General features: G+C 68.2%; 22 protein-coding genes and 3 pseudogenes. 11 read left to right on the top strand and 14 right to left on the bottom strand.

Annotated features, from left to right (window positions below; genetic code table 11):
• Window positions 1-17: 17 nt before the first annotated feature.
• On the bottom strand, window positions 18-473 hold the full coding sequence (locus ASF58_RS05140; protein ID WP_200930165.1) for a MucR family transcriptional regulator: 456 nt from the start codon (window positions 471-473) through the stop codon (window positions 18-20).
• A gap of 570 nt (window positions 474-1,043) precedes the next feature.
• Complete coding sequence (locus tag ASF58_RS05145) at window positions 1,044-1,958, bottom strand: LysR substrate-binding domain-containing protein (RefSeq protein WP_055948049.1); 915 nt, start codon at window positions 1,956-1,958, stop codon at window positions 1,044-1,046.
• 100 nt (window positions 1,959-2,058) lie between these two features.
• Here ASF58_RS05145 and ASF58_RS05150 point away from each other — a divergent pair, with 100 nt between their 5' ends.
• From ASF58_RS05150 to ASF58_RS05170, 7 genes and pseudogenes are all read left to right on the top strand, one after another.
• Window positions 2,059-3,237 carry a DSD1 family PLP-dependent enzyme gene (locus ASF58_RS05150; RefSeq protein WP_055948052.1) on the top strand — a complete coding sequence of 393 codons (1,179 nt, stop codon included), beginning with the start codon at window positions 2,059-2,061 and terminating at the stop codon, window positions 3,235-3,237.
• 11 nt (window positions 3,238-3,248) lie between these two features.
• Complete coding sequence (locus ASF58_RS05155; RefSeq protein WP_055948055.1) at window positions 3,249-3,641, top strand: RidA family protein; 393 nt, start codon at window positions 3,249-3,251, stop codon at window positions 3,639-3,641.
• Window positions 3,642-3,698: 57 nt separating this feature from the next.
• On the top strand, window positions 3,699-4,334 hold the full coding sequence (locus ASF58_RS05160) for an HAD-IA family hydrolase (RefSeq protein ID WP_055948058.1): 636 nt from the start codon (window positions 3,699-3,701) through the stop codon (window positions 4,332-4,334).
• Between the two features lie 434 nt (window positions 4,335-4,768).
• A pseudogene (locus ASF58_RS25605) lies at window positions 4,769-5,309 on the top strand (porin family protein); the annotation flags it as partial.
• A pseudogene (locus ASF58_RS25610) lies at window positions 5,310-5,822 on the top strand (porin family protein); the annotation flags it as partial. It lies immediately after the preceding pseudogene.
• A gap of 4 nt (window positions 5,823-5,826) precedes the next feature.
• Window positions 5,827-6,000, top strand: a pseudogene (locus ASF58_RS26970) (porin family protein); the annotation flags it as partial.
• 205 nt (window positions 6,001-6,205) lie between these two features.
• Entirely contained in the window at window positions 6,206-6,415 is a 210-nt protein-coding gene (locus ASF58_RS05170) for a hypothetical protein (RefSeq protein ID WP_055948062.1), read from the top strand.
• A gap of 59 nt (window positions 6,416-6,474) precedes the next feature.
• Here ASF58_RS05170 and ASF58_RS05175 read toward each other — a convergent pair whose 3' ends face one another.
• The 8 genes from ASF58_RS05175 to ASF58_RS05210 all read right to left on the bottom strand — a co-directional run bounded on the left by ASF58_RS05175 (window position 6,475) and on the right by ASF58_RS05210 (window position 10,480).
• Window positions 6,475-6,660 (bottom strand): hypothetical protein, encoded by a 186-nt coding sequence (locus ASF58_RS05175; protein ID WP_055948065.1) that lies wholly within the window; start codon window positions 6,658-6,660, stop codon window positions 6,475-6,477.
• A 40-nt stretch (window positions 6,661-6,700) separates the two neighbouring features.
• A complete protein-coding gene (locus ASF58_RS05180) occupies window positions 6,701-7,240 on the bottom strand; it encodes a DUF2059 domain-containing protein (protein WP_055948904.1) in 540 nt (179 codons plus the stop codon).
• Between the two features lie 72 nt (window positions 7,241-7,312).
• A complete protein-coding gene (locus ASF58_RS05185; protein ID WP_055948068.1) occupies window positions 7,313-7,573 on the bottom strand; it encodes a hypothetical protein in 261 nt (86 codons plus the stop codon).
• Between the two features lie 306 nt (window positions 7,574-7,879).
• On the bottom strand, window positions 7,880-8,332 hold the full coding sequence (locus ASF58_RS05190; RefSeq protein ID WP_055948072.1) for a BLUF domain-containing protein: 453 nt from the start codon (window positions 8,330-8,332) through the stop codon (window positions 7,880-7,882).
• Between the two features lie 168 nt (window positions 8,333-8,500).
• Window positions 8,501-9,157, bottom strand: a complete 657-nt coding sequence (locus ASF58_RS05195; RefSeq protein WP_055948075.1) for an SOS response-associated peptidase — start codon at window positions 9,155-9,157, stop codon at window positions 8,501-8,503.
• Between the two features lie 3 nt (window positions 9,158-9,160).
• Window positions 9,161-9,469 carry a hypothetical protein gene (locus ASF58_RS05200; protein WP_244477186.1) on the bottom strand — a complete coding sequence of 103 codons (309 nt, stop codon included), beginning with the start codon at window positions 9,467-9,469 and terminating at the stop codon, window positions 9,161-9,163.
• A complete protein-coding gene (locus tag ASF58_RS05205) occupies window positions 9,429-9,638 on the bottom strand; it encodes a hypothetical protein (protein ID WP_055948078.1) in 210 nt (69 codons plus the stop codon). Before ASF58_RS05205 ends, ASF58_RS05200 begins: the two co-directional genes overlap by 41 nt.
• Window positions 9,639-9,781: 143 nt before the next feature.
• On the bottom strand, window positions 9,782-10,480 hold the full coding sequence (locus ASF58_RS05210; RefSeq protein ID WP_055948081.1) for a glutamine amidotransferase: 699 nt from the start codon (window positions 10,478-10,480) through the stop codon (window positions 9,782-9,784).
• A gap of 367 nt (window positions 10,481-10,847) precedes the next feature.
• Between ASF58_RS05210 and ASF58_RS05215 the strand changes: the two genes are divergently transcribed.
• Both ASF58_RS05215 and ASF58_RS05220 read left to right on the top strand, forming a co-directional pair.
• Entirely contained in the window at window positions 10,848-12,500 is a 1,653-nt protein-coding gene (locus ASF58_RS05215) for a GAF domain-containing protein (RefSeq protein ID WP_055948084.1), read from the top strand.
• 112 nt (window positions 12,501-12,612) lie between these two features.
• Window positions 12,613-13,014 carry a response regulator gene (locus tag ASF58_RS05220; RefSeq protein WP_200930166.1) on the top strand — a complete coding sequence of 134 codons (402 nt, stop codon included), beginning with the start codon at window positions 12,613-12,615 and terminating at the stop codon, window positions 13,012-13,014.
• Between the two features lie 425 nt (window positions 13,015-13,439).
• On the opposite strand, the gene ASF58_RS24745 is transcribed toward ASF58_RS05220, so the two are convergent.
• From ASF58_RS24745 to ASF58_RS05245, 3 genes are all read right to left on the bottom strand, one after another.
• Window positions 13,440-15,269, bottom strand: a complete 1,830-nt coding sequence (locus ASF58_RS24745) for a glycosyltransferase 61 family protein (protein ID WP_082512826.1) — start codon at window positions 15,267-15,269, stop codon at window positions 13,440-13,442.
• Window positions 15,270-15,578: 309 nt separating this feature from the next.
• A complete protein-coding gene (gene eat / locus ASF58_RS05240) occupies window positions 15,579-16,955 on the bottom strand; it encodes an ethanolamine permease (RefSeq protein WP_055948095.1) in 1,377 nt (458 codons plus the stop codon).
• Window positions 16,956-17,132: 177 nt separating this feature from the next.
• Complete coding sequence (locus ASF58_RS05245) at window positions 17,133-18,317, bottom strand: ceramide glucosyltransferase (RefSeq protein WP_055948913.1); 1,185 nt, start codon at window positions 18,315-18,317, stop codon at window positions 17,133-17,135.
• Between the two features lie 176 nt (window positions 18,318-18,493).
• On the opposite strand from ASF58_RS05245, the gene ASF58_RS05250 reads away from it, so the two are divergent.
• Window positions 18,494-19,441 carry an FAD-dependent oxidoreductase gene (locus ASF58_RS05250; protein ID WP_055948098.1) on the top strand — a complete coding sequence of 316 codons (948 nt, stop codon included), beginning with the start codon at window positions 18,494-18,496 and terminating at the stop codon, window positions 19,439-19,441.
• A 10-nt stretch (window positions 19,442-19,451) separates the two neighbouring features.
• Window positions 19,452-20,354: a histone deacetylase gene (locus ASF58_RS05255; protein ID WP_055948100.1), complete on the top strand. Its 903-nt coding sequence runs from the start codon at window positions 19,452-19,454 to the stop codon at window positions 20,352-20,354.
• A gap of 41 nt (window positions 20,355-20,395) precedes the next feature.
• Here the strand turns inward: ASF58_RS05255 and ASF58_RS26975 are convergent, their stop codons facing one another.
• Entirely contained in the window at window positions 20,396-23,233 is a 2,838-nt protein-coding gene (locus ASF58_RS26975; protein ID WP_244477204.1) for a PAS domain-containing protein, read from the bottom strand.
• Between the last annotated feature and the right edge of the window lie 256 nt (window positions 23,234-23,489).

Genomic DNA, 23,489 nt, shown 5'->3' on the forward strand with positions numbered 1-23,489 from the left:
CTGCCAATCCCCTGCAATCATGCCGCCTTGTGTCGACCCTTCGCGCTGGGCTGCTCGTCTTCGCTCCGGTCGGCGATGCGGCCGAGGCCGATGGATTTCGCCAGCGCTGATCGACGTGCGGCGTATTCCGAAGCGACCATCGGGTAGTCGGCCGGCAGGCCGAAACGAGCCCGATAGTTGAACGGGTCCAAGCCATGGGTGTTGAGATGGCGCTTCAGCGTCTTGTAGGTCTTGCCGTCCAAGAAGCTGACGATGCCCTCTGGTGTCACCGACTTCCGGATCTGCGCCGCCGTGGGCTTTTCGACCTCGATCTCGGATGCGGTTGCATCCGTGACGTTGGCGAGGCCGTTGAGGGCCCCGTGGACGTTCCGGATCAGGTCCGGCAGATCGGAGGGACGGACGGGATTGTTCGATACAAACGCCGACACAATGTCGGTAGTTAACTCGACAAAATCAATTTGTTGATCGTCCATGTCAGTAATAATGCTACTTTCGCGTTTTGCACCCCTGCAACATGTGCATCGTCGATCCTTGGGCAGCAATCAAGCGTCGATCAGCAAATCAAGGATATTACATTCCTAGCGTGCATCCAACAAATAGATTGCACGAGCAGATCGTTTCCATGATCGAAATCTGTGCGAGCCGCGTGGCCTCACTGAGGATCGCTTCCTCGGGTGACGACGCGACGGCATCGGGCGTTGCGACGGTGCGGTCGTCCTGGCTGAGCGGATGCGGCCGCTTCGTGCGCCGTGGATCATTCGGGCGTTCGGCGCGCCTCACGGGGGCGTCGGCGCCAGACTCGATCGTCCGTCACGCGCCTGATCAGGACGATTCGTTTGCGTCCGAAGGTGGAACGCGCGATCCCGGCGCCCGCTGCGAGAGGGCGCGCGAAGAGTGGGCGTGGTCGGAGCCATGTCTCTGGAACGGAGGCCCAGCCTGATCATCACGGTGGCAGTCCGTTACGGATCTATAGCTGGCGACGTCCAGTTGGCACCATGGATGAACACACCGACACCGCCCCGGTTCGGCGAGGCGGGATCGGTTCAGCGCCAAGGCACGGGCTCCAGTGAGCGCTGCAGTGCATCGAGGAAGCGTCCGGTTCGCGCCGCACGCGCTTGGCGACGCGCGCCGAGCAGAGCCACGACCGGCGCCGCGGGCAGCCGGTAACTGTCCAGAAGCCGGACCAGCCGACCCGCCCGGACATCGTCGACTAAGTCCCATTCGGAGCGCACGATGATCCCGCACCCCGCCAGGGCCCAACGGCGCACGACTTCGCCGTCGTTGCTGGCCAGATCGGGCTCGATTCGGATGCGCTCCTCGGCGGCGCTCGCCGATTGGAAGCGCCACAGGGTCACGTCCTCATCGTTCTCGCGCAAGGCGATGCAGGCATGTGCGCGCAGCGCGCCCGGTGTCTCCGGCACCCCGCGACGGCTCAGGTAGCTCGGAGCCGCGCAGGCCCAGCGCGCGTTCGGGGCGAGGTTGCGCATGATCAGACCCGGGGCCGTGTGCTCTCGGTCGCCAACGTGGATCGCCAGGTCCCAGCTGCTGCTGCCCGGTGCGCCTCCCAGACGGTCGGATAAGACGAGGTCGATCTTCAGTTCCGAATGCTCCGCCTGGAAGGCTGCGACCACCGGCGCCACGTAGCGGCGGCCGAACCCGAGCGGTGCGACGATGCGCAGATGGCCCCGAACCGCGCCGCGGCGCTCGGCAAGTGCATCGTCGATCTCGCTGAGGCCTTCGAGGATTTGGCGTCCGCGTCCTGCGAGCAACTCGCCCTCGTCGGTCAGCGTCAGGTGCCGCCCCGAGCGATCGACGAGATGGACGCGAAGCCGGGCCTCCAGGGCACGAAGCCGCTGGGTCACAGCCGGCGGAGAGACGTTCAGGTCGCGCGCGGCCGCCGCCAGCGACGATGCCCTGGCGATGGCCGCAAAGAAGCGAAGGTCATCGGTCGTCAGCATTCAGGCCGAACTTAATCCGGGATGCAGCGGGCGTTAATGGCGGTCGACCATCGTCCGTGTTCTGTGTGGTCTCGCACCTGCGTAGGAGGCAAGCCCATCGATGCCGGACGTCACGTTCCGCCAGACGCCCCCCGCCAAGCACGGGACGGCCTTGGACCAGCTCGAAACACCCTGCCTGCTGCTCGACGAGGCAAAGCTGCGCGCCAACGTCGAGAACCTGCGCGCGCGCCTGGTGCGGCTCGGCGTCACGTTCCGCCCCCATCTCAAGACCGCCAAATCCCTCGACGTCGGCCGTATCGCCATGACGGCTCCGCACGGCCCCGCCATGGTTTCCACCCTGCGTGAGGCGGAGTACTTCGCCGAAGGGGGCGTGCGTGATCTGGTCTACGGCGTCGGCATCGCGCCGGCCAAGCTCGATCGCGTCTCGGCCATCCGCGCCCAGGGGGCCGATCTCGCCCTCATCCTCGACAGCCTGGAGCAGGCCGAGGCCGTCGCCGCCCATGCCCGATCCCTCGGCGACGCGCTTCCCGTCCTGATCGAGGTGGATGCGGACGGCCACCGCTCCGGCGTGGCCCCGGCCGACGCCGATTTGCTCGTCGAAATCGGCCGGCGCCTGGTGGCCGGGGGTGCGGGCTTACGAGGTGTCCTGTTTCATGCGGGTGACAGCTACGCGCTGCATGATCCGGCGGCTTTGACCGCAGCGGCCGAGGCCGAGCGCATGGCGGCCGTGACGGCGGCCGAGACCCTGCGCGCGGCGGGGCTGCCCTGTCCGGTCGTCAGTGTCGGCTCGACCCCGACTGCCCGCTCCGCGCGGGACCTGACGGGTGTCACCGAGGTTCGCGCCGGGGTCTTCATGTTCGGCGACCTGTACCAGGCCGGCATCGGCTCGGTGAATCCGGCCGATATCGCCCTCTCGGTGCTCGCCACGGTGATCGGCCACCAGCGGTCCAAGGGCTGGATCATCACGGATGCCGGCTGGATGGCGCTGTCGCGCGACCGCGGGACGGCCAAGCAGGCCGTGGACCAAGGGTACGGTGTCGTCTGCGACCTCGCAGGCCGGCCTTACCCGGACCTCATCGTCGCCGACGCCAACCAGGAGCACGGCATCATCGCCGTGCGGCGCGGATCCGAGGCCACGCTCCCCGATCTGCCGATCGGGGCACGGCTGCGCGTCCTGCCGAACCATGCCTGCGCCACGGGCGCCCAGCACGACCGTTACCACGTCCTCGACGGAACCGGCCGCGTCTCGGCGGTCTGGCCCCGCATCAATGGTTGGTAGGAACCCGCATCATGACCGATCCCATCGCACGCATCGCTTCGTCCGCCGTATCGGCGCCGGCCGGGCACTACGTTCATGCGACTGCGTGGCGTGATCTGGTGTTCGTCTCGGGACAGCTCGCCGCCCGCCCGGACGGGACGCATACCGCCGATCAACCCTTCGACGTGCAGGTTCGGCAAGCTCTCGCCAACGTCCTCGCCATCCTGGGCGAGGCGGGATGCGGACCGCAGGATGCCCTGCGGGTCACGGCCTATATCGTCGGCGTCGAAAACTGGCCCGCTTTCAACCGGATCTACGCCGAGGTTTTCGGGGAGGCGAAGCCGGCCCGCACCGTCGTGCCGGTGCCGGAACTCCACCACGGCTATCTCGTGGAGATCGATGCGATCGCCGCCCGGACCACGTGAGGGCAGCGTCCCGCACGAACGCCTTCGCGAAGCACGGCAACGATTTGGAGACCCACGATGCCAGAGCAGCGCCATGATGCCGTCCTGTTCGATCTGCTGACCGCCCTCCTGGACAGTTGGTCGCTCTGGAATTCCGTGGCCGGAAGCGAGGACTTAGGCCGGCGCTGGCGCGCCGAGTACCTGCGGATCACCTATCGTACGGGGCGCTACTGCCCTTACGAAGAGCTCGTTGCCCAAGCCGCGGGGATGGTCGGCCTGCCGGGCGGCGCGACGGCCGAGCTCGCCGAACGCTACGCCGAACTCAGACCCTGGCCGGGCGTGGTGCAGACCCTGCGGGACCTCTCGGACAAGTCCATACCGCTCGGGATCGTGACGAATTGCTCCGAACGCTTGGGACGGATCGCGGCCGACTGCGTCGGGGTCCCCTTCGCCACGGTGGTGACGTCCGAGCGGGCGGGATTCTACAAACCCGATCCTCACCCCTATCGCCTTGCCCTGAGCGAACTCTCCGTCGATGCGTCCCGCTGCCTGTTCGTCGCTGGCTCGGCCTACGATCTCGTCGGGACGGCTGCGGTCGGGTTGCCGACCTACTGGCACGATCGCGTCGGGATGGCAGCCCCCGAGGGCGCACCGCCGCCGCTGGTGCACGCGGCCTCGCTGGATCACCTGACGCCGCTGGTCCGAGGCCGGTGATGCCGGCGTCATCCCCGAACGACCCGCCGGCCGACGTCGCGAACCGGCGCCACACACCGACCGAACCTCATTCGCACGTCAGTTCACGGATCGCCCGCCTGCGGCGTCTCGCCCCGTGGAATGTTTTTCGGGAACCGAACAGGCGAATGGGCGTTAGAGCGATCGCAAATAACATGGTAAGTAAAACCCTAGCGCAGTCTTGGACCATCTGGCGCTTCACCAATCTGATCTGGGTGTTGCGCATCTGCACTAGTCGCCAAGTCTGCCCTGTCGCTAAGGTGTCTTCACACCGCACCGAGAGNGACCATCTGGCGCTTCACCAATCTGATCTGGGTGTTGCGCATCTGCACTAGTCGCCAAGTCTGCCCTGTCGCTAAGGTGTCTTCACACCGCACCGAGAGTGCGCGGCAGATTTCACCGGCAGACCCACCATGATCAAGACCCTCATCCTCGCCAGCGCCGCGACGGCCCTTCTCGCCGGCGCCGCCTCCGCCGCCGACCTTCCGCGCCGCGCGGCGCCCCCGGTGTTCGTGCCGGTGCCGGTGTTCACMTGGACCGGCTTCTACGCTGGTTTCAACGCCGGTTACGGCTTCGAYGCCTCCAGCAACAGCCAGCCGWCCGTCATCGGCGTCAACGGCGCCAGCACCCTGGTCCTGCCGGGCACCACGGCCGCCATCGCCTTCAGCAACGGCCAGAGCAACGACGGCTTCGTCGGCCCAGTACGTCGACTTCGGTCGTGAGCGGAACCGCTTCTCGGCCACCGGCCCCCTGGCCGCCCAGCAGGTCTTCAACCCGGCCGGCGTCTCGGGCCTCGACTACTTCGGCACCGTCCGCGGTCGCCTCGGCTACGCCTTCGACCGCACCCTCGTGTACGGCACCGGCGGCTTCGCCTACGGTTCGGGCGGCGGTCGCGACTTCGGTCTGACCAACTCCAGCCGCGACGACTTCCAGACCGGCTGGGCTGCCGGCGGCGGCCAGTACGTCGACTTCGGTCGTGAGCGGAACCGCTTCTCGGCCACCGGCCCGCTGGCCGCCCAGCAGGTCTTCAACCCGGCCGGCGTCTCGGGCCTCGACTACTTCGGCACCGTCCGCGGTCGCCTCGGCTACGCCTTCGACCGYACCCTCGTGTACGGCACCGGCGGCTTCGCCTACGGTTCGGGCGGCGGTCGCGACTTCGGTCTGACCAACTCCAGCCGCGACGACTTCCAGACCGGCTGGGCTGCCGGCGGCGGCGTCGAGTACGCGCTCCCCACCGACTCGTTCCTGAACTTCTTCAAGTCCTCGGCCGTCACGCTGAAGATCGAAGGTCTGTACGTGAACCTCGACCAGGGCAACCGCAACAACGGCGCCTTCGCGGTCAACAAYGTCGGCAACGTCGTCACCACCACCAGCCCGGGCGTCGTCCTGGTCAGCGGCGGCCGTCAGGTGCGCGACACCGAGTTCGCCGTCGTCCGCGCCGGCCTGAACTACAAGTTCGGCTCCTACTAGGATCCTGAACCTCGACCAGGGCAACCGCAACAACGGCGCCTTCGCGGTCAACAATGTCGGCAACGTCGTCACCACCACCAGCCCGGGCGTCGTCCTGGTCAGCGGCGGCCGTCAGGTGCGCGACACCGAGTTCGCCGTCGTCCGCGCCGGCCTGAACTACAAGTTCGGCTCCTACTAGGATCGACGGGACTTTTCGGTTCGGCCTGAGCGTCCCCAGCCCCGATCACCTGGCCGCTTTCGTCGCAACGCGCCTCGAGGAGACATCCTCGGGGCGCTTTCGTTTCGAGGCACCGTCAGATCTCGCGGCGCGGACGGAGACCCGGAACCGTCCGGGTCGCGCCTGTTAGGGTTCCGCTAACCGCGACCGTCGCACGCTCGGCGGCATGACCAAGCGCGCGATGAAGAAGACCGGCCGGCTGATCCTGTGGCTCTCCGCTCTCGGTGTGGGCGGGTTCGTCGGCGGGCGGCTCGTCGATGCGAACCGGACGGGGCAGCCGATCGTCGCGGCGTCAGAACGCGTCGAGCCGGAAACGACCGGCTCGATCGACCAGAGGGCGATGCGCTGGTGCGGTGCTGCGCCCTGGTGCCATTGAGGCCCCGCCGCCGCAGGGCGAAGGCGCGTTGCTGAAACGGCTCCTGGGCGCGCGGGTCGCTACGAGCCCTTGTCGGCCTTCTCCTTGGCGAGTCGAAGGGCCTTGAGCCGCGCCGTCTTGTCCTCGGTGGCCTGCTGGGTCGCGTCGTATTCGGCCCGGGCCTCACCCCCGGCGCGAGCCCGTTCCAGATGTTTGGCGGCCTTCGTCTCGCGACGATCCTGGGCGCCGCTGTCATCGCGCGTCATGAAATTGTTCCTCCTCGATCCCGACGGCGGGCTTTGCGGATCAGCGCGCCTTCGGCTGACCGCTCGTGGTCCAGCCATGCGCCTGGATCGCCTTGGCCAGCTTGCCCTGCAACTCGGGCATCACGGACTGCATCCACTGCTGCGTGCCGGCCAATTGGGCCTGGGCGAGTTGCGGCTGCGCCGTGACCAGGCGCTTGCCGGCCGGCGTCGCGTAGAACGCCGCGATCGCCTGAAGGTCGTCCTTCCCGAGCGCCGCGGCAAAGCTGCGCGCCTGAATGTCGAGAAGCTCGTCGTAATGCGCCGAAAGGGTCGGCATCACGACCTCCTGCACGAGCGCCTGTGCCTGATCCTGCTGCTTGACCCCGATCTGCTGCATCATTCCGACCATGGGGGCCGCAATCGCGTTCAGGAGGGCGTTTCGATCGCCCTGCATCTGCATGACCACCTCGCGGGCCGCCTTCAGGGTGGTCGGGTCGGAGACCGGGGCCGGTGTTGCGGGGGAGGGCGCAGGTTGTGCCATCGCTGCGCAAGGCAGGGCGAGACCGAGGCAGAGGCTGGCGAGCAGTCGAGAGTGGCGCATGGCTGTTCCGATCACGGGCATCGCGCAATTCAAAGCTGCGCGGCGGGTGTGCACTGCTCGTACACGTCCGTGTCAGATCTGTCCCGGCTGACAGCCGTAGGGTGGGACGGCGCGAGGAAATCGATCCCTGATGCGCTCGCAGCCCCAGGTCCGAAGCGATGCGGGCAGGCGACGGTTCACCTCGATGCCCACCTCGTCGTAGGGCGTGGCGCCGGCCGTCACGTAAGCGTACCAGCGCCAGCCGATGGTCCCGAAGCCGGCGACGAGGATCCCGCAGGCCACCGTCAGGGCCAGGGCCAATCGCGACTGAGGGCGCTGCGCTTCACCTGCCATGCCAAACTCCGATTGCTGGATTGAACCCTCCCTAGCCTGACGGATGCACAGAAGTCGACGCCGCGGCGCACGGGCCGCGGTGGGGTGCTGACGGCCGCACGACGGGCCAGCGCCGCTGCCATGTCCGGCGAACGCACCCGCCGATCGTGCTGGACCGCACATCCGCGCCCCGAATTTGGGGCCACCACACGGGTGGTCGCCGTCTTGCCCCCCTTCGGCGACCACGACGAACGGCGCAGCGGCTTCCAGGCCCTGCGCCGTTTGCATGGTCGAGGAAACGATCGGGCGACGGCCGGGTGCCGGCGTCTAGCTGGCGAGACGCTGCGCCTGACGCTTGGCGGCATCGAAGGCCTGGAGATCCAGGGCGAGGTTGATGATCTGGCTGCTCTTCAGGCGTGTGGGCTCGATGGCGCTGCCGATGCCGTGCTGCAGGTAGACCTCTTCCACCTCGGGCGTCCGCATGGCGCCGCCCATGGTCCAGTTGGGGAAGGAGCGGCTCGGACTGTTGCGCGCATCCATGATGGTCGCCGTCGTATGGCGTGGATCACGGGCGATACGGGTGTAGGTCGCGCTCACCTGCGCCTGCTCGCCCTCCAGGATCTGGATGAACCAGGTCTTGTCGAAGATCAGGAACCCGGTGATCCCGTCCCGGCTGTTGTTGCGCTGTGAGGCGGCGACGATCTCCCGCAAATTCGTGAGCATCGCCCGGTCGTTGCCGAGGACGACGTTGCGGCTGTAATAAACAAGCTGGTGGATCATCGCAGGTTTTCGCTTCTGCCATCAGGCGTTGCGTGAGTAGATCTTCGTCACTCACGACCAGATGGCTCGATAACGCGGCCAAGCGCAGATCGTTTTTGGTGCGATCTGCTTGTTTGTTGGCTCAGTTAATCAAACGAAAAGCCGCGACGCTTCATATCGTCCGGTGCCTTATTCCGATGGGTCTTTCCGGCCCCCCGTCGCCACGATCCGCATCATCGCGTCCGGCAAGGGACGCTGAAGCTCCAGCGCGATCTCGGTGGGAGCTGCGAGCCAGGTGCTCCACTCCTCCGGCGTCGTCAGCAAGACCGGCATGGCCTTCGGGTGGACCGGGCCGACGACGCCGTTAGCCTCGCAGGTCAGGAACGAGAACAGCCGGTGGTCCTCCTCCGCACGATCCGGATTCTCGGCCTTGGTGCCGCGCACGCCCGTCCAGGGACGCCAGATCCCCGCGAAGGCAAACAACGGCCGGTCCTCATCAAGCGCAAACCAGGTCGGCGTCTTCTTCGGCTTGGTGTCGGCATACTCGCTGAACGAAGAGACCGGCACGAGGCAGCGGTATTCCGGCTTCAGCCAGGGCCGCCAGTGCGGGCTCTTCACGTTGCGCACGTTGGTGACCGGGTGCTCGCCGAACTGCTTCGGGCCCGGGATGCCCCAGCGGAACATCTCCAGGACACGCGTGCCGTCCTGGGCCACGCGGACGATCGGGGCGCGCTGGTCGGGGAAGATACCCGGCAGCGGCGGCAGGTTGCCGGCGCGATCCACCGAGACGTCGAAGGCGGCGCGGATCTCCGCCTGGGGCGTGACCAGGCTGTAGAGGTTGCACATGACTCAGGTCCTCGACGGCAGTCCTGCGGGTGTCGGGCCACCCGTCGTGTCGAGCTTGGCCCGGCAGGTCATGCCGTAGACATTGGGCGTCCGGCTTCCGACCTCGCGCTGGAACCGGCAGGTTTGCGTCAGAGCCAGGTACACGTCCAGCATCGAGGCATGCGGCCCGAAACGCTGGCGCAGCCGCTCGACGCCGTAGGACCCGCTCCGGCCACAGGGACGACACGCGACGACGATGCGTTCGCCCCGGACATCGCACAGGCGCTCCATGTCAGGTGCCCTGACCGGGAACGGCACCACGAACGTAGCCATAGGAGATCCGCCGCTCGGCCGTCGCCAGCTTCGTCTCCAGGCTCAGGATGTCCTCGATGGCCTGCAGCAGGGCTCGGCGTGCGTCACCACCCACCGCTTCCTCGTAGGCCAGGGCGATCAACTCGGCCTCGCTCATGGACGCGATCTCGGCGATCTGTGCTGCGGTCATCGGCCTTGTCCCTATCCAGTACAAAGCAGGAACATTCTCGCGGAGCCGGGGTCAAACTCTTTGTGGATGACCTGTGCAGAGCGGGGACAGGCCGTGGAATTCCCTTGCCAGGGGCAGCGTCACGCTGCGGTTCAAGAAACCTGTCAAGCGGGATCGCCGAGGAATCGTCGAATCCATCGGCCGACGCGCGCGCTGTCGTCGGGGGCATCGAGGGAAGCCAGGGCCCGGGTGCGGACGGTCTCGTCGAGGTCGCCTGGACGGTGGCCTGCGATCAAGGCACGGGCATAATCGGTCGTGAACTCCGGATGGAATTGGACGGAGAGGGCGTGCCGGTCGACATAGGCGAGGATGCCGTGGGGCGTGAAGGCGCTGCCCGCCAGGGTTCGGCTGCCCGGCGGCGCCGCGACCACCTGATCCTGGTGGATGGCCGGAACGGAGACCCGGGCCTGTCCATCCATCCAGTCGGCCGCCCGGTGGATGTCGTAGCTGTGCAGCCCGATCCCCCAGCCTTTCGGTGATTTCTCGACCCGTCCGCCGAAGGCCGCTGCCATGACCTGATGCCCGAAGCAGAGTCCGACGAGCGGCTTTGTTGGATCGAGATCGCGCAGGTAGGCGATCAGTGTTCCGATCCAGGGCGAGGGATCGTAGGCGCCGGCCGGCGAACCCGTCACGAGGGTGGCGTCGAAGGCGTCGGGATCGACGGGCCAGTCGTCCTGGTTCACCCGGAACACCGAGACGTCGTGGCCGGGGCACAGCCTTTCGGCCGTCATCCGCCCGTAGCCCGGATATCGGCCGGCGAGCCGGTCGGGGGGTGTGCCGGCTTCAAGAATCGCGATCTTCATGGATGGGAGTTGGAGAGCCGGCAGGGAACTCCTGATACCAGAGCCCCGCACGCTCGGCCCAGCATTTCCCGCGCGACCCACGTCCGCGGTGATTCGCGTTTCGGCCACCGGACGGCGGGCGAAGGTGCTTGCGTCTTGCGGAACAACCTGTCGGACAAGCGGTCCGACGCGCGGAATAACCTGTCGGACAGGCGGTCCGACGCAGGTGCCGGTTTCGCACGCGCCTACGTTGTGCGACAGTCCCGGCCTGTGCCCAGGTGGACCTCACCCATCGGTGCGATTAAGCGGTGCCATCGTGCCAACAAGGGCTAAGTGACTTCACGCGAAACGGAGGATACAACGGCTGACCGCCGGGAACGTTCCCTTCATGAGCTATCATCTCGATCAGGGTATCAGACCGGATACATCCGATCCGCAGCGGCTTGCTGAGCTTGCCGCGCTCGACATCCTCGACACGGCTCCGGAGCAGGCGTTCGATGACGTCGTTCAACTCGCCCGGCTGCTGTGCGGATCGCCCGTCGCCCTGATCAGCCTGGTCGACAGCGACCGGCAATGGTTCAAGGCGCGCGTCGGCTTTCCGCGATGCGAGACGGATCTGAATTCCTCCGTCTGCGTCTACGCCCTGAGCGAGCCCGACCTCCTCGTGATCCCCGACCTGATGGCGGATCCCCGCACCTGTCGGAATCCCCTCGTCACGGGAGACCCGCATATCCGCTTCTACGCCGGCGCCCCGCTGCGGATGCCCAGCGGCCGCGTGCTCGGCAGCCTGTGCGTGCTCGACCACCAGCCGCGCCCGGGTGGCCTGACGGAGGATCAGGCGGACGGTCTCCGGCGCCTGGCGCGTCAGGTGACGACCCTGATCAACGAGCGTCGGCAGATCGCCCTGGTGAAGGTCGAGGAGATCTATGCCCGCGCGGCCTCGCTCCGGCGCGCCGCGCTGATCGAACTCGGCGACTTCCTGCGGAACGAGGCCTCGATTCCGGCGATGACGCACCGGGCGGCGGAGATCGTCGGCCGAACCCTGGACGCCAGCCGCACCGGATACGGCGAACTCGACGCGGCCGGCGAGCACATCACCATCCATCGCGATTGGACCACCGTCGGCTCGGACAGCCTCGTCGGGCGCCATCGGTTCATGGACCACGAGACCCTCGGTCCCTGCCTCTCGCGGGGGGAAACCCTCGTGGTCGACGCCGTGGCCGAGGATCCGCGCACCGTGGAGACGGCCGCGCTCCTCTCCCGGATCAATGTCGCCGCGATGCTCAACGTCCCGGTGCGAGAGCGGGGTCGCAGCGTCGGCCTGTTCTTCGTGCACAGCGCGGCACCGCGCCCGTGGCGGCACGAGGAGGTCGCCTTCGTCCGCAACGTCGCGGATCGCGTTCAGGTGGGCATCGCGCGCCTGCGGGCCGAGGAGCAACAGGCGGTGCTCAATCGCGAGATCAGCCATCGCATGAAGAACATGCTGGCCATGGTCCAGGCGATCGCCACCCAGACCCTGCGCAGCGCACCCGACCTCGAGACCGCGCAGGACGTGCTGGCCGACCGCCTGATCGCGATGAGCAAGGCCCACGACCTGCTCCTCAGCGGGACCCGCGAGAGCGCCAGCATCGAGGCGATCATCCGCGCGGCTCTCGAGATCCACGACGATGCCCGGTCGGAGCGGCTGCACCTGGCCGGTCCCTTCGTCCAGGTCGGCTCCCGGGCCGCCCTCTCCCTGGCCTTGATGGTCCACGAACTGGCGACGAACGCGGCCAAGTACGGGGCGCTGTCCCGATCCGAGGGGTCGGTCGCGGTGATCTGGACCATCGAGACCGAGGGACCCGAACCGATGCTGTCCCTGTGCTGGACCGAGCGTGGCGGCCCCGCGGTGGTCACACCGACGCGCCGGGGCTTCGGAAGCCGCCTGATCGAGCGGGGCCTCGCCGGCGCCGTGGGCGGGGCGGTGCGCACCGTCTACGCGCCCACCGGCCTGGTCTGTACCCTGGCCGCACCCCTGCGCGGGATTGAAGCGGAGGAGTAAGGCGCGTAGGGTCCGCCGGCTTGGAGCGCTGGACGTGAGGGTCGCTTGGGGCAGGTGGCGGCAAAAGAGCCGCCAGGCCGGACCTTTTCTCGCCAGCGAAGCATTGAGGTTCATGACCTACCCGACCTCCTCCAAAGGCTCTCACGCTCTCGTGGTGGAGGATGACGGCCTGATCCGCATGGATGCGGTCGATATTCTCGAGCGGGCCGGCTACGCGACCCTCGAGGCTCAGACCGCCGATCAGGCCCTGGACCTGCTGCGCCGCTGCCATCAGGATGTGTCCGTTCTGTTCACGGATGTGCGGATGCCCGGCACGCAGGACGGCTTCTCCCTGGCGCGGGAGACCGCGCGGACCTATCCCCACATCGCCATCCTGGTCTCGTCGGGCATCGCCCGCCCGGTCCTCGGCGACATGCCGGATCAGGCCCATTTCATCGAGAAGCCCTTCAGCGCCCGCATCGTCAAACGCCATCTGCAGCAGATGATCGACGAGAACGGGGTGAAGGTTCAGTAGATCGGGGATCGGATTCGCTTCCGGCTGCTTGTGGGGGCGTTCCCGCAGGTCCGGTGGAGCTCTCCGCCCCCGCTAGCCACCCTCGATCCGCTGAACGCTCCGGCAGCGTGGCGACCCGCGACGACTCCCGGTCGGATTTCGAACTCGCAGCACCGATCGTGGAGCGGCCTGCCGGCCATCAAGGCCGGGGTCGCCAGCCCTTCCGCGGCGCGGATGGCGGGCGCCACCCGCACGAGAACGATCGCGAAGCGCACCGGATCGCAGACCACCAGACCCGCGCGGTGATGTGGTAGGGGCGTCCGGGTCGAATTCGAAGGCCGAGAGGCGTGGGGGTTCGAGGGCCCCCACCGCCACCGGTGCCGGCCGAGGCGCGCCCGATGACGGGATCGCCGCAGAGGGTCCGCCAAGCCTTTCCGGATCGGGGGCTATCGCCGCAGGGCTGCCGCCAGGGATCCCGGCGAATGGTATGCCGCGGTGGGCGTGACATCCACTTCCTGCATGAATTTGGCGACCGTCATCGTGGCAAGATCCATCGCCAGCATGTCGTTGACGATCGACTCGTAGCGATCATTGAGGAGCGTCGAGGTTGGATCCAGGCGTGAGATCAGCACAAGTCCCGTGGGTGCGGAATCCAAGCAGAGGATGTTGAGATCTGTCCGGTGACGCTTGAGCGCGAGAACCGTCCTCCATACGTCGCCGGTCCACCAGCCGCCCCTGTGCGGTGCGATCGGCGGTGTTCCGTTCTGGGTTCGATCCGTCATGGGTATCTCGACCGGAATGCAGTCGTGAAGGGCGATGACACCGAACGGCGCCGAATGTCGTTCCGCGTTCATGAAGTCGCGGAGCAGAAACTCGCAGTGATGCATCCCATCGAGGAACGTGAAATCGAGGGCAGATCCCAGCAACGCCTCCGGTGTATAATCCCGGAAGAATGTATCGCTCTCCAGTTGATAGAACAGACACACAGATTTTTCGCCGATCACTTCCGAGGTGATCTGGAATTTGGGATCGATCGCAATGGATGGGGATCGCGAGAGCGCCAGTGTTCCTCCGGTCAGCGTGCCGATTTCCAGATAGGCTGCGGGGCTCAGTTCGTGATGAAGCTTGGTTAATGTGTCCCGATAGCTTTCTCCGGCGAGATCAGGCAAGCAATTGGCATTGTAAATCATAGCTGAACCCGTGAGCGATTTGTCTGCAAAGGCGAGTCCGGGAATTTTGTTGCGCGTCGGGAGGCTGGAAATTTCTAAAAGCTCTCGGGCGAACCGGTTTATATCTTTGATCTTCCGGGAGCAGATATAGCCTGAAATCTCTATATTCTCAATATTATCGAACGGATAGAGATATCTTGTGTCTGAGGCGTTGAGTTTGTCGAGTATCAAGAAGTTCGTGTTGATGAATTTATCCAGAGTTATACAAGTTATTCGAGGTCTTTGCCGCGAAAAGATATGGTTGTGGAATGCCGACCCGGCGAAACCAAAAATATTCTGGCGATTCGAAAATAGATCGATCTGTTGTGGAAGGGTAAGTTGTTCCGGGTAAACGATATCGAATCCGAACGAGACCAGAACCTCTTCCAGTTCGGCCTCGTTGGCGATGTGGGCGACGCTATTGATGCCCATACGGGATTTGGAGAGCCAGACCGGTCGGGGCTCGCTCTCCAAGGGAGCACCCTCTCCCAGGGCGTCCCCGATCCGGCGCATGGGGGGAAGAAACGCCTCGTGGGCGAGTTTCTGTTCGAGGAAGGCAGGAGCGGGGATCGTCAGATTCCGGAAGCGGACCTCGTTCGTTGGCGCCACGAACCGTTCGGGCTTCAAGCCCAGCGCGGACGTAAGAACGCCCATATACCCGCGAAAATGGTCGTGGATCGCATGGTCGGAGTGGCAGAGCAGAGGCTGATCGACGTTGTCCGGCTGCGCCGCGAACCACGCTCTCGCGAGGCTGCCGACGAGAAAATGGCCGTAGTGCGGGATCAAGGCCCCGAAATAAATGTGCTCGGCCTGTTCGACATCGAGGCTCCGACCGCTCAAGTCGCGTGCAGGGCTTTGGCCGATCAATTGCAGTTCTGGGCCGCGCCGGTAGGCTGCCTCAAGTATGAGATTGCCATCCGTCGTATAAACACCCCAAGACGGATCGCCGGCGAAAAAGACATCTCGCGGGAAGGGCGCATATACACAATCGACGTTGTTTAAGACAGCGGGGTTTTCCGGCTTCACTTCCACTTCGCCGAAATATGCCAAAGAGGATAAAAAGGGCATTTGGCATCCGCCGCAGGTGTTTGATCTGACTAGACAGCGTCTAGCAGCAAAAATGTCAACTGCGATCGCGGACCGAAGCGGGGATAGCCTTCAGGGTATCTGGTAATAGGGTGCGCGCGTTACTGTTATCCCGCGTTCCTCAGGGCCTTCACAGGGTAGCGTCCCGGAACGGGTCGGCTCCCTTGATTTTCGCTTCTCCTGAAGGAAGGGCGTCGGGTGACGCTCCGGGGCCTGGACTGGCGGCCCTGGCCGAGGGGTCCCCGAGGGGCCGAGGTCCTGGTGGCGAGCGGGCTGGCGTTTCCTTCGCCCTCAGGGGACTGGATCGGAGATAGGCTGCACGGCCACCGGGTCCGGGGTCGCCAGCCCCTTCGCCGCGAGCACGGCCAGCAACATCAGGACGAGGAAGATCGCGAAGATCACCGGGTTGTAGACGACCAGGGCGACGAAGCAGATCGCCGCCATGACGAGTGCGAAGGCGGGCGCCGCCGGGTAGAGCGGCGCGCGATAGGGACGGGCGAGGCCCGGCTCGATCCGGCGCAGCCGGAACAGGCTCGCCAGGCTCATCCCGTACATCACCAGCGCGCCGAACACCGCCATGGTGACGATGCTGGCCGTGAGGGACTGGCCCGCGAGGGTCACGAGGTTGTCGCTGTAGATCGCCGCGATCCCGACGACGCCCCCGGCGAGGGTGGCGATGTGCGGCGTGCGGAAGCGCGGGTGCAATCGGGCGAGTCCGCGGGGCAGGAAGCCGGCGCGGGCCAGGGCGTAGATCTGGCGCGAATAGCCCATGATGATGCCGTGGAACGAGGCGACGAGGCCGAACAGGCCGAGCCAGACCAGCATGTGCAGCCAGCCGCTGGATTCGCCCACCACGCCCTTCATCGCCTGGGGCAGGGGATCGTTGAGATTGCTGAGGATCCGCCAATCGCCCGCGCCGCCGGCGAAGATCATCACGCCGAAGGCCAGGGCCGTCAGGGTCAGCACGCCCGTGATGTAAGCGATGGGGATGGTGCGCCTGGGGTCCTTGGCCTCCTCGGCGGCCATCGCCACGCCCTCGATGGCGAGGAAGAACCAGATCGCGAACGGGATCGCGGCGAACATGCCGCCGATCGCCGGCAGGCCGAACCGGTCCGCGCCGGCCCAGCCGTTGGCGGCGAAGTTCGACCAGGCGAAGGCCGGGGCGACGACCCCCATGAAGACCAGGAGTTCCGCCACCGCCAGGATCGTCACGAACAGCTCGAAGGTCGCGGCAATCTGCACCCCGACGATGTTGAGGGTCATGAAGACGAGGTAGGCGCCCAGGGCCGCGTGCTTCGGATCGAGGCCGGGGAACTGCACGTTCAGATAGGCCCCGATCGCCAGGGCGATGGCGGGCGGGGCGAACACGAACTCGATCAGCGTGGCGTAGCCGGCGATGCAGCCGCCCACCGGCCCGAAGGCGCGCCGGCTGTAGGCGAAGGGCCCGCCGGCCTGCGGGATCGCCGTGGTGAGTTCGGTGAAGCTGAAGATGAAGGCGACGTACATCGCCGCCACGGCCATGGTGGTGATGAGGAAGCCCAGGGTCCCGGCGGAGGCCCAGCCGTAGCTCCAGCCGAAATACTCGCCCGAGATGACGAGCCCGACCGCGATGCCCCAGAGGTGGAAGGCGTTCAGGCCCTTGTGAAGTCCGTTCGTCTCGGTCTGCAACGCCCAGGCTCCGTCCGCTCGCCCGCCGCGGGCGGAGCGCCTCAAGCAAGAGCGCTGCCGTCCGGAAGCGCTGGCGCCCGAGAGCGCGTGTGTCCGAGAGCGCGTGTGTCCGAGAGCGCCTGTGTCCAGGAGCGCTGCGGGCTCATCTCCCGGGGCGGAGGGCCGGCACCGGCGCGCTCAGGCGGCGCTGGCGCGGGCCCGCAGGCGACGCCAGGGGCTGCGGCCGGACGGCTCGGACGCCTTCGTCCGGATGTCCATCGGATTGCCGCGCCAGACGATGGCGCCCCGCATCCAGGCGCTGACCCACAGGGCGGGCACCAGGGTGTCGCGGATCAGGAAGGCGAGGAGAAGCCGGGGCTGACGGTACCAGCGCGCCCGGGCGGCCAGGCCGATCTCGGCCCCGTACCACAGGGCGGCGAGCCCGAGGAGGAGGCCGGCCAATGCCAGAGAGGGCGCGGCCGCGAGGGCGAGGGCGAAGGGCAGGAGCGGGCCACAGCCGATCTCGGGGGCGAAGAACAGGGGGAAGGTGACCCGGCGCAGGCGGGCCCAGCGCAGCTGCCGGGACCAGACCTCCGCGAGGGTGCGCTGTCCGAGGGGCTGGTCGAAGGGGGCGGCCACGAGGTGGACCTGCGCGCCCGCCGCCCGCACGAGCTTCGTCGCCGCCGCATCCTCGGCGATCTCGGCCGCCAGGGCCCGGATACCGCCACGGGCCTCCAGGAAGGGCTTGTGCCAGAGCATGCTCTTGCCCTGGGCGAAGCCGAGGCCGAGGGCCTCGCCGGTATATTGCCAGCGCGCCTGCAGGGTGTTGAGGAAGGCGCATTCCACCGCGGCGAACAGGCCGGTGGGGCGGGCCCCGATCGGTGTCGAGCAGACGAGACCGGTGTTCGGGCGCCACGCCGCCTGCAGCTGCTGCAGGTAATCCGGCGGCATCGCGACGTTCGAGTCGGCGAGCACCACCCAGTCGTGGCGGGCCGCCTCCCAGCCACGGACGCAATTGTTGAGCTTCGGGTTGTCGCTGATCCGCTCGTCGCCGACGATCAGGCGGGCCGGCACCCGCGGATGCGCCGCCATCAGGCGCTCCAGCAGCGGCACGATGGGGTCGGCCCCGTGCGCCACGCAGAAGATCAGCTCGTAGTCCGGATAGGCGAGATGGAAGCCGCGCGTCAGCAGCTCCTCGCTGAAGGCCTCGACGCCGCAGACCGGCCGCACCAGGGAGAGGGGGGCACCTTCGGGAAACACCGACGCGCCGTTGCGCCGGCCGATCCGCAGGGCCGCCACCGCGATGCCGGCGAGGTTGATGAGGGTCAGGGCGACGCAGAGCCAGAGGGCGACCGCAGCGCCCGGCTCCGACAGCTCCCGCATCGCCTGATCCCACATCCGCGACGTCTCCCGTCCGCGAAGCCCCGACATCGCAGCCCGGCGCGGGCTGGACACCGCGTCGCGTCCCGGACTGCACAGCGCCCCTAACAGCCGTGCTGCTTCAGTCGTATGACAATCTCGGATCACGAGGGGGGACACGGGTGACGGGACCGGCGCAGATGGCGATACCGGCACAAGTGGCGATCGTGGGGGCCGGGATGGCGGGGGCCAGCGCGGCACGCCGTCTGCACGAGGCCGGGTTCTCCGTCGCGGTGTTCGACAAGGGCCGGCAGCCGGGCGGCCGCATGGCGAACCGCCGCGACCGCGAGAGCGGGCTGAGTTTCGACCACGGCGCGCAGGTGATGCGGGCGCACGGCCCCGCTTTCCGCGCCCGCCTGGCCGACTGGGAAGCCCGCGGCCTCGTCGCGCCCTACGAGGCGCCCGGCCGCGTCACCGCCGTACCCGACATGACCGCGCCCGTGCGCGATCTCCTCGCAGGCCTCGACGTGCAGGTCGCCCGCACCGTCACCGCCCTGGCGCGGGCCGACCGGGGCTGGCGCCTGACGCTGGCGGAGGCCGGCGAGGACCGGCATTTCGACGCAGTCGTCCTGACGCTGCCGGGCCCGCAGGCCCTGCGCCTCCTCGCCGCCAGCGGCCTCGCATTGCCCGGGGTTGCGCGGGCCACCTACGCGCCGTGCTGGTCGCTGATGCTGACCTGCGGGCGGGACCTGCCCTTCGCGGGCGACGTCCTGCGCCCCGCGGATGGACCGGTCGCCGCGCTGTTCCGCGAGGGTGCGAAGCCGGGGCGCCCGACGGCGCCCGCCGCCTACACCGTCCATGCCACGCCCGACTGGTCCAAGACGCATCTCGAAGACACCCCGGAGGCCGTGCGGGCCGCCTTGCTCGCCGCCGTCGCCGACCTGTTCGGCGGACCCATCGCCTCCCTGCAGGCCCGCGCCCATCGCTGGCGCTACGCCCTCGTGGAGGAGACCTGCGGCGCACCCTGCCTCTACGATCCGGTCCAGCGTCTCGGCTATGCCGGCGACGGCTGCCTCGGGCCGCGCATCGAGGCCGCCCATGACAGCGGGCTCGCCCTGGCGGACCGGCTGATCGCGGATCTCCCATGAGCCTGTCACGATGAGCCTGCCCATCGTCTTCCACCCGGCCTACGAAGCGACCCTGCCGGAGGGCCATCGCTTCCCGATGCGCAAGTACGGGCGCTTGGCCGAGCTCCTGACGGAACGGGGATTGGTCCCGGGCGGCTTCGCGCGGCCGGAGCCGGCCGGGGCCGACCTCCTCGTCGCCGCCCACGAGCGCGCCTACGTGGAGGCCGTGCTCGCCCTAAACGTCTCCCGCGAGATCGAGCGCAATATCGGCCTGCCCGTGGGCGCCTCGGTGGTGGCCCGTTCCTGCGCCTCGGTGGGCGGCACCCTGCTGGCGGCCCGCCTCGCCCTGGCGCACGGCCTCGCGGGCAGCACCGCCGGGGGCAGCCACCATGCCCGGCGCGAGACCGGCGCCGGCTTCTGCATCTTCAACGACGTGGCGGTGGCCGCCCGGACCCTGCACGCCGAGGGCAGCATCGCCCGGGCCCTGGTGGTGGATTGCGACGTCCACCAGGGCGACGGCACCGCCGATTGCCTCGGCGGGACGCCCGACCTGTTCACCCTCTCGATCCATGCCGAGAAGAACTACCCGACGCGCAAGATCGCCGGCGACCGCGATGTCGGCTTGCCCGACGGCGTCGACGATGCCGGCTATCTCGCGGTGCTCGAGGCCCATGTCGGGCCGCTGCTCGATGCCCTGCGCCCCGACATCGTGTTCTACAATGCCGGCGTCGACCCGCATCGCGACGACCGCCTCGGCCGTCTCGACCTCACCGATGCGGGCCTGCTGGCGCGTGACCGCTTCGTCGTCGGCGAGGCGCATCGGCGGGGCATCCCCTTCGTCGGGGTGATCGGCGGCGGCTACGCCACCGACATCGATGTGCTCGCGGCCCGTCACGCCCTGGTCTTCGAAGCCATGGCCGAACGGGCGGCCTGAGCGGGCACGTCTTCGGTCGTCGCGGCGCGGCGCCGGGGACCTCAGGAACCCGACGGTACCGCGTGGCGGGCAACGATCCGATTGATCGTCCGGCCCAGCTGCTCGGCGGAATAGGGCTTGTGCAGGAGCTCGAATCCGTGGGCGTCCTCCTGCGCCAGGATGTGACTGTAGCCGGAGGCGAGCAGCACCGGCAGCTTCGGACGGCGCCGCTTCAGTTCCTGCGCCAGGGCGACACCGCCCATGCCGGGCATGACCACGTCCGAGACCACGATGTCGAAGGGGGTGGTGTCGCGCTCGACTTCCGCCAGCGCGCTCTCGGCATCGGTATGCCAGGTCGGCAGGTAACCGAAATCCTCCAGGATCTGGCGCGCGAAGCGGCCGACCTCCAGGTTGTCCTCGACGAGGAGGACGCGCAGGCCGTCCCCCGAGACGGCCGGGTGCTCGGCGGTCACGGGGGCCGGGGCCGGAATCTGGTCGGCCGCCACCGCGGGCAGATAGAGCGTGAAGGTGGTTCCGGCCCCGACCGCGCTCCGCACCGCGATGTCGCCGCCGGACTGCTTGGCGAAGCCGAAGACCTGGGACAGCCCGAGCCCGGTGCCCTTGCCGACGCCCTTGGTGGTGAAGAACGGCTCGAAGATCCGGTCGAGATGCTCCGGCGGGATCCCGCTGCCGGTGTCGGTGAGGGAGATCGCGGCGAACCGGCTCGCGCTGCCGCCGTGATTGCGCAGGGGCGGCAGCGGCGCGCCGCATTCGAGCCGGATGGTCAGGGTGCCCCGCTCCGCCATCGCGTCCCGGGCATTGACGGCCATGTTGATCAGCGCGGTCTCGAACTGGCTGAGATCCGCACGGATGTGACAGGTCTCGTCGGGCAAGGCGGTGACGACCTGGATGCAGGCGCCCGTCACCGTCTCGAGGAGCTCGGCGACGGCGACCAGCCGCGCCCGGACCTCGAACACCTCGGGCTTGAGTGCCTGGCGCCGCGCGAAGGCGAGCAGCTGGCCGGTCAGCTTGGCGGCCCGGTCGACGGTCTCGGAGACCGCGTCGAGGTAGCGGCTCTTGCGCGCCTCGGGCAGGTCCGGCCGGCGCAGGAAGTCGACCGAGGAGCGGATGATGGTGAGGAGGTTGTTGAAGTCGTGCGCGACCCCGCCGGTGAGCTGGCCGACCGCTTCCATCTTCTGCGCCTGCCGCAGGGCCTCGTGGGTTTGCTCCAGCTCCGCCGTCCGTCCCGCCACGCGCTCCTCGAGGGTCGCGTTCAGCTCGCGCAGGGCCGCCTCGGCCTCCGCCTGCGCGTAGGCCGACCAGGTCCGCGCCGCGACCTCCATGGTCAGCCGCACCTCCGCATCGGTCCAGTGCCGCGGTTCGGCGGAATGCACGTAGAACAGGCCACCGAGGGAGAGGCTTCCGCCCTCCTGCCCCCGCAACATCGGCGCCACGATCAGGGCCCGCGTGCCGATGCTGTCCCAGGTGGCCTGGAACGCGGCCTCCGCCGTGCGCGGATCCGTCCGGCAATCCGACACCACGAGGGTCCGGCCCCGGCGCAGCTCCGCGATCAGGGTCGGGCCGAAGGCGTCCAGCACTCGGGTCTCGCCGGCGAGCGACCGCATGCGCCCGTCGCACCAGTCGCGCTCGACGGAGATCACTTCGCCCCCGTTCAGGAGGTGCCCGTAGCCCGCCCGCCCGACGCCCAGATAGGCGCCGAGGCTGGCCGCGGCGATCATCTTGAGCTCCAGGGGCGTGCCCGCCGTCCGCAGGCGGTCCGCGAGGGCGATCTGGAAGCGCAGGTGACCCTCGGCGGACTTGCGCGCCGTGATGTCGATGGCGGTCCCGAGGGCCCGGACGCAGCGCCCGCTTCCGTCGAAGACGCCGCGGCCCTTGGCGGCGACCCAGCGCATCAGGCCGTCATTGCGGCCGATGGTGCGGTATTCCACGTCGTAAGTCGCCCGCACGGCGGGATCGAGGGCCGAGGCGAAGGCGGCCCGGGTGGCCGCCAGGTCCTCCGGGTGCAGCCCGGCATGGAAGTCGTCCATCGTCACCGCGGCCTCCGGCCCGAGGCCGAACATCGCCTTGGTCCGGTCAGACCAGATCAGCGTGTCGCCGATCGGGTCGAGGTCCCATGTGCCGATCTCCGCCGCCTCGGTGGCCAGCCGAAGCTGCTCCTCCTGTCGCTGGAGCCGCATCTCGGCCCGCTTGCGGTCGTGGATGTCCTCGACCACGCCGTACCAGCGCAGGATCGAGCCGTCCTTGGCCCGGCGCGGAAAGGCCCGGGCGCGCATCCAGCGATACTGCCCCGTCGCCAGGCGGATGCGATAGTCGACGTCCACGGGCTCGCCCGAGGCGAGGCAGGTGCCGAACACGGCCAGGGCCTGCGGCAGGTCCTCGGGGTGGACCGCCCGGGTCCAGCCGTCGCCCAGGGGGTCGCCGGGCGCCTGCCCCGTCAGCGTCAACCAGCGCGTCGCGTAGGAGGTGATGTTGCCGGCGGCATCGCAGGTCCAGGGAACCTGCGGGTTCAGCTCGACCGCGTGGCGGTAATGGTCCTCGCGCTCGCGCAGGGCCGCCTCGCCGCGCACGCGGTCGGTGGTTTCCGCGGTGATGCAGAACAATCCGTTGATCGCGCCCGCGTCGTCGTAGACGGGCGAGTAGGTGAAGGACCACCAGCTCTCCTCGGCCCGGCCCGTCCGTGCCAGGTCAAGCTTCATGTCGGTGAGGGTGCGCGTCTCGCCCGCGAGGGTGGCGTCGACCAGGGGGCCGATATCCTCCCAGATGCTGTCCCAAACCTCGCGGAACGGGCGGCCGAGGGCCTGCGGCAGCCGGTAGCCGAGGATCGGCCGATAGGCATCGTTGTAGAAGCAGAGCAGCTCGGGACCCCAGGCCAGGAACATCGGCTGGGGGCAGGCCAGCATCAGCGCCAGGGTGTTGCGAAGGGCGGGCGGCCAGCGCTCCGGCGGACCGAGCGTCGTTCCCGACCAGTCGTGGGCACGGATCTCGGCGCCGGTGGCGCTGCCCGCGTCGAGGAACCCCAGGGAGAAAGTCACGCGGCGCGCATCCGGGAGCGCGCGCTTCGGTCCGAGATCGGCCCTCCGGCGCCCGGCTCGCAAGGCTCCGGCGTGGCGATCGTCCGCACCGCGAGCCGACGCA

Origin of the sequence: Methylobacterium sp. Leaf125 (genome assembly GCF_001423085.1) — a bacterium.
Taxonomy (GTDB): Bacteria; Pseudomonadota; Alphaproteobacteria; order Rhizobiales; family Beijerinckiaceae; genus Methylobacterium.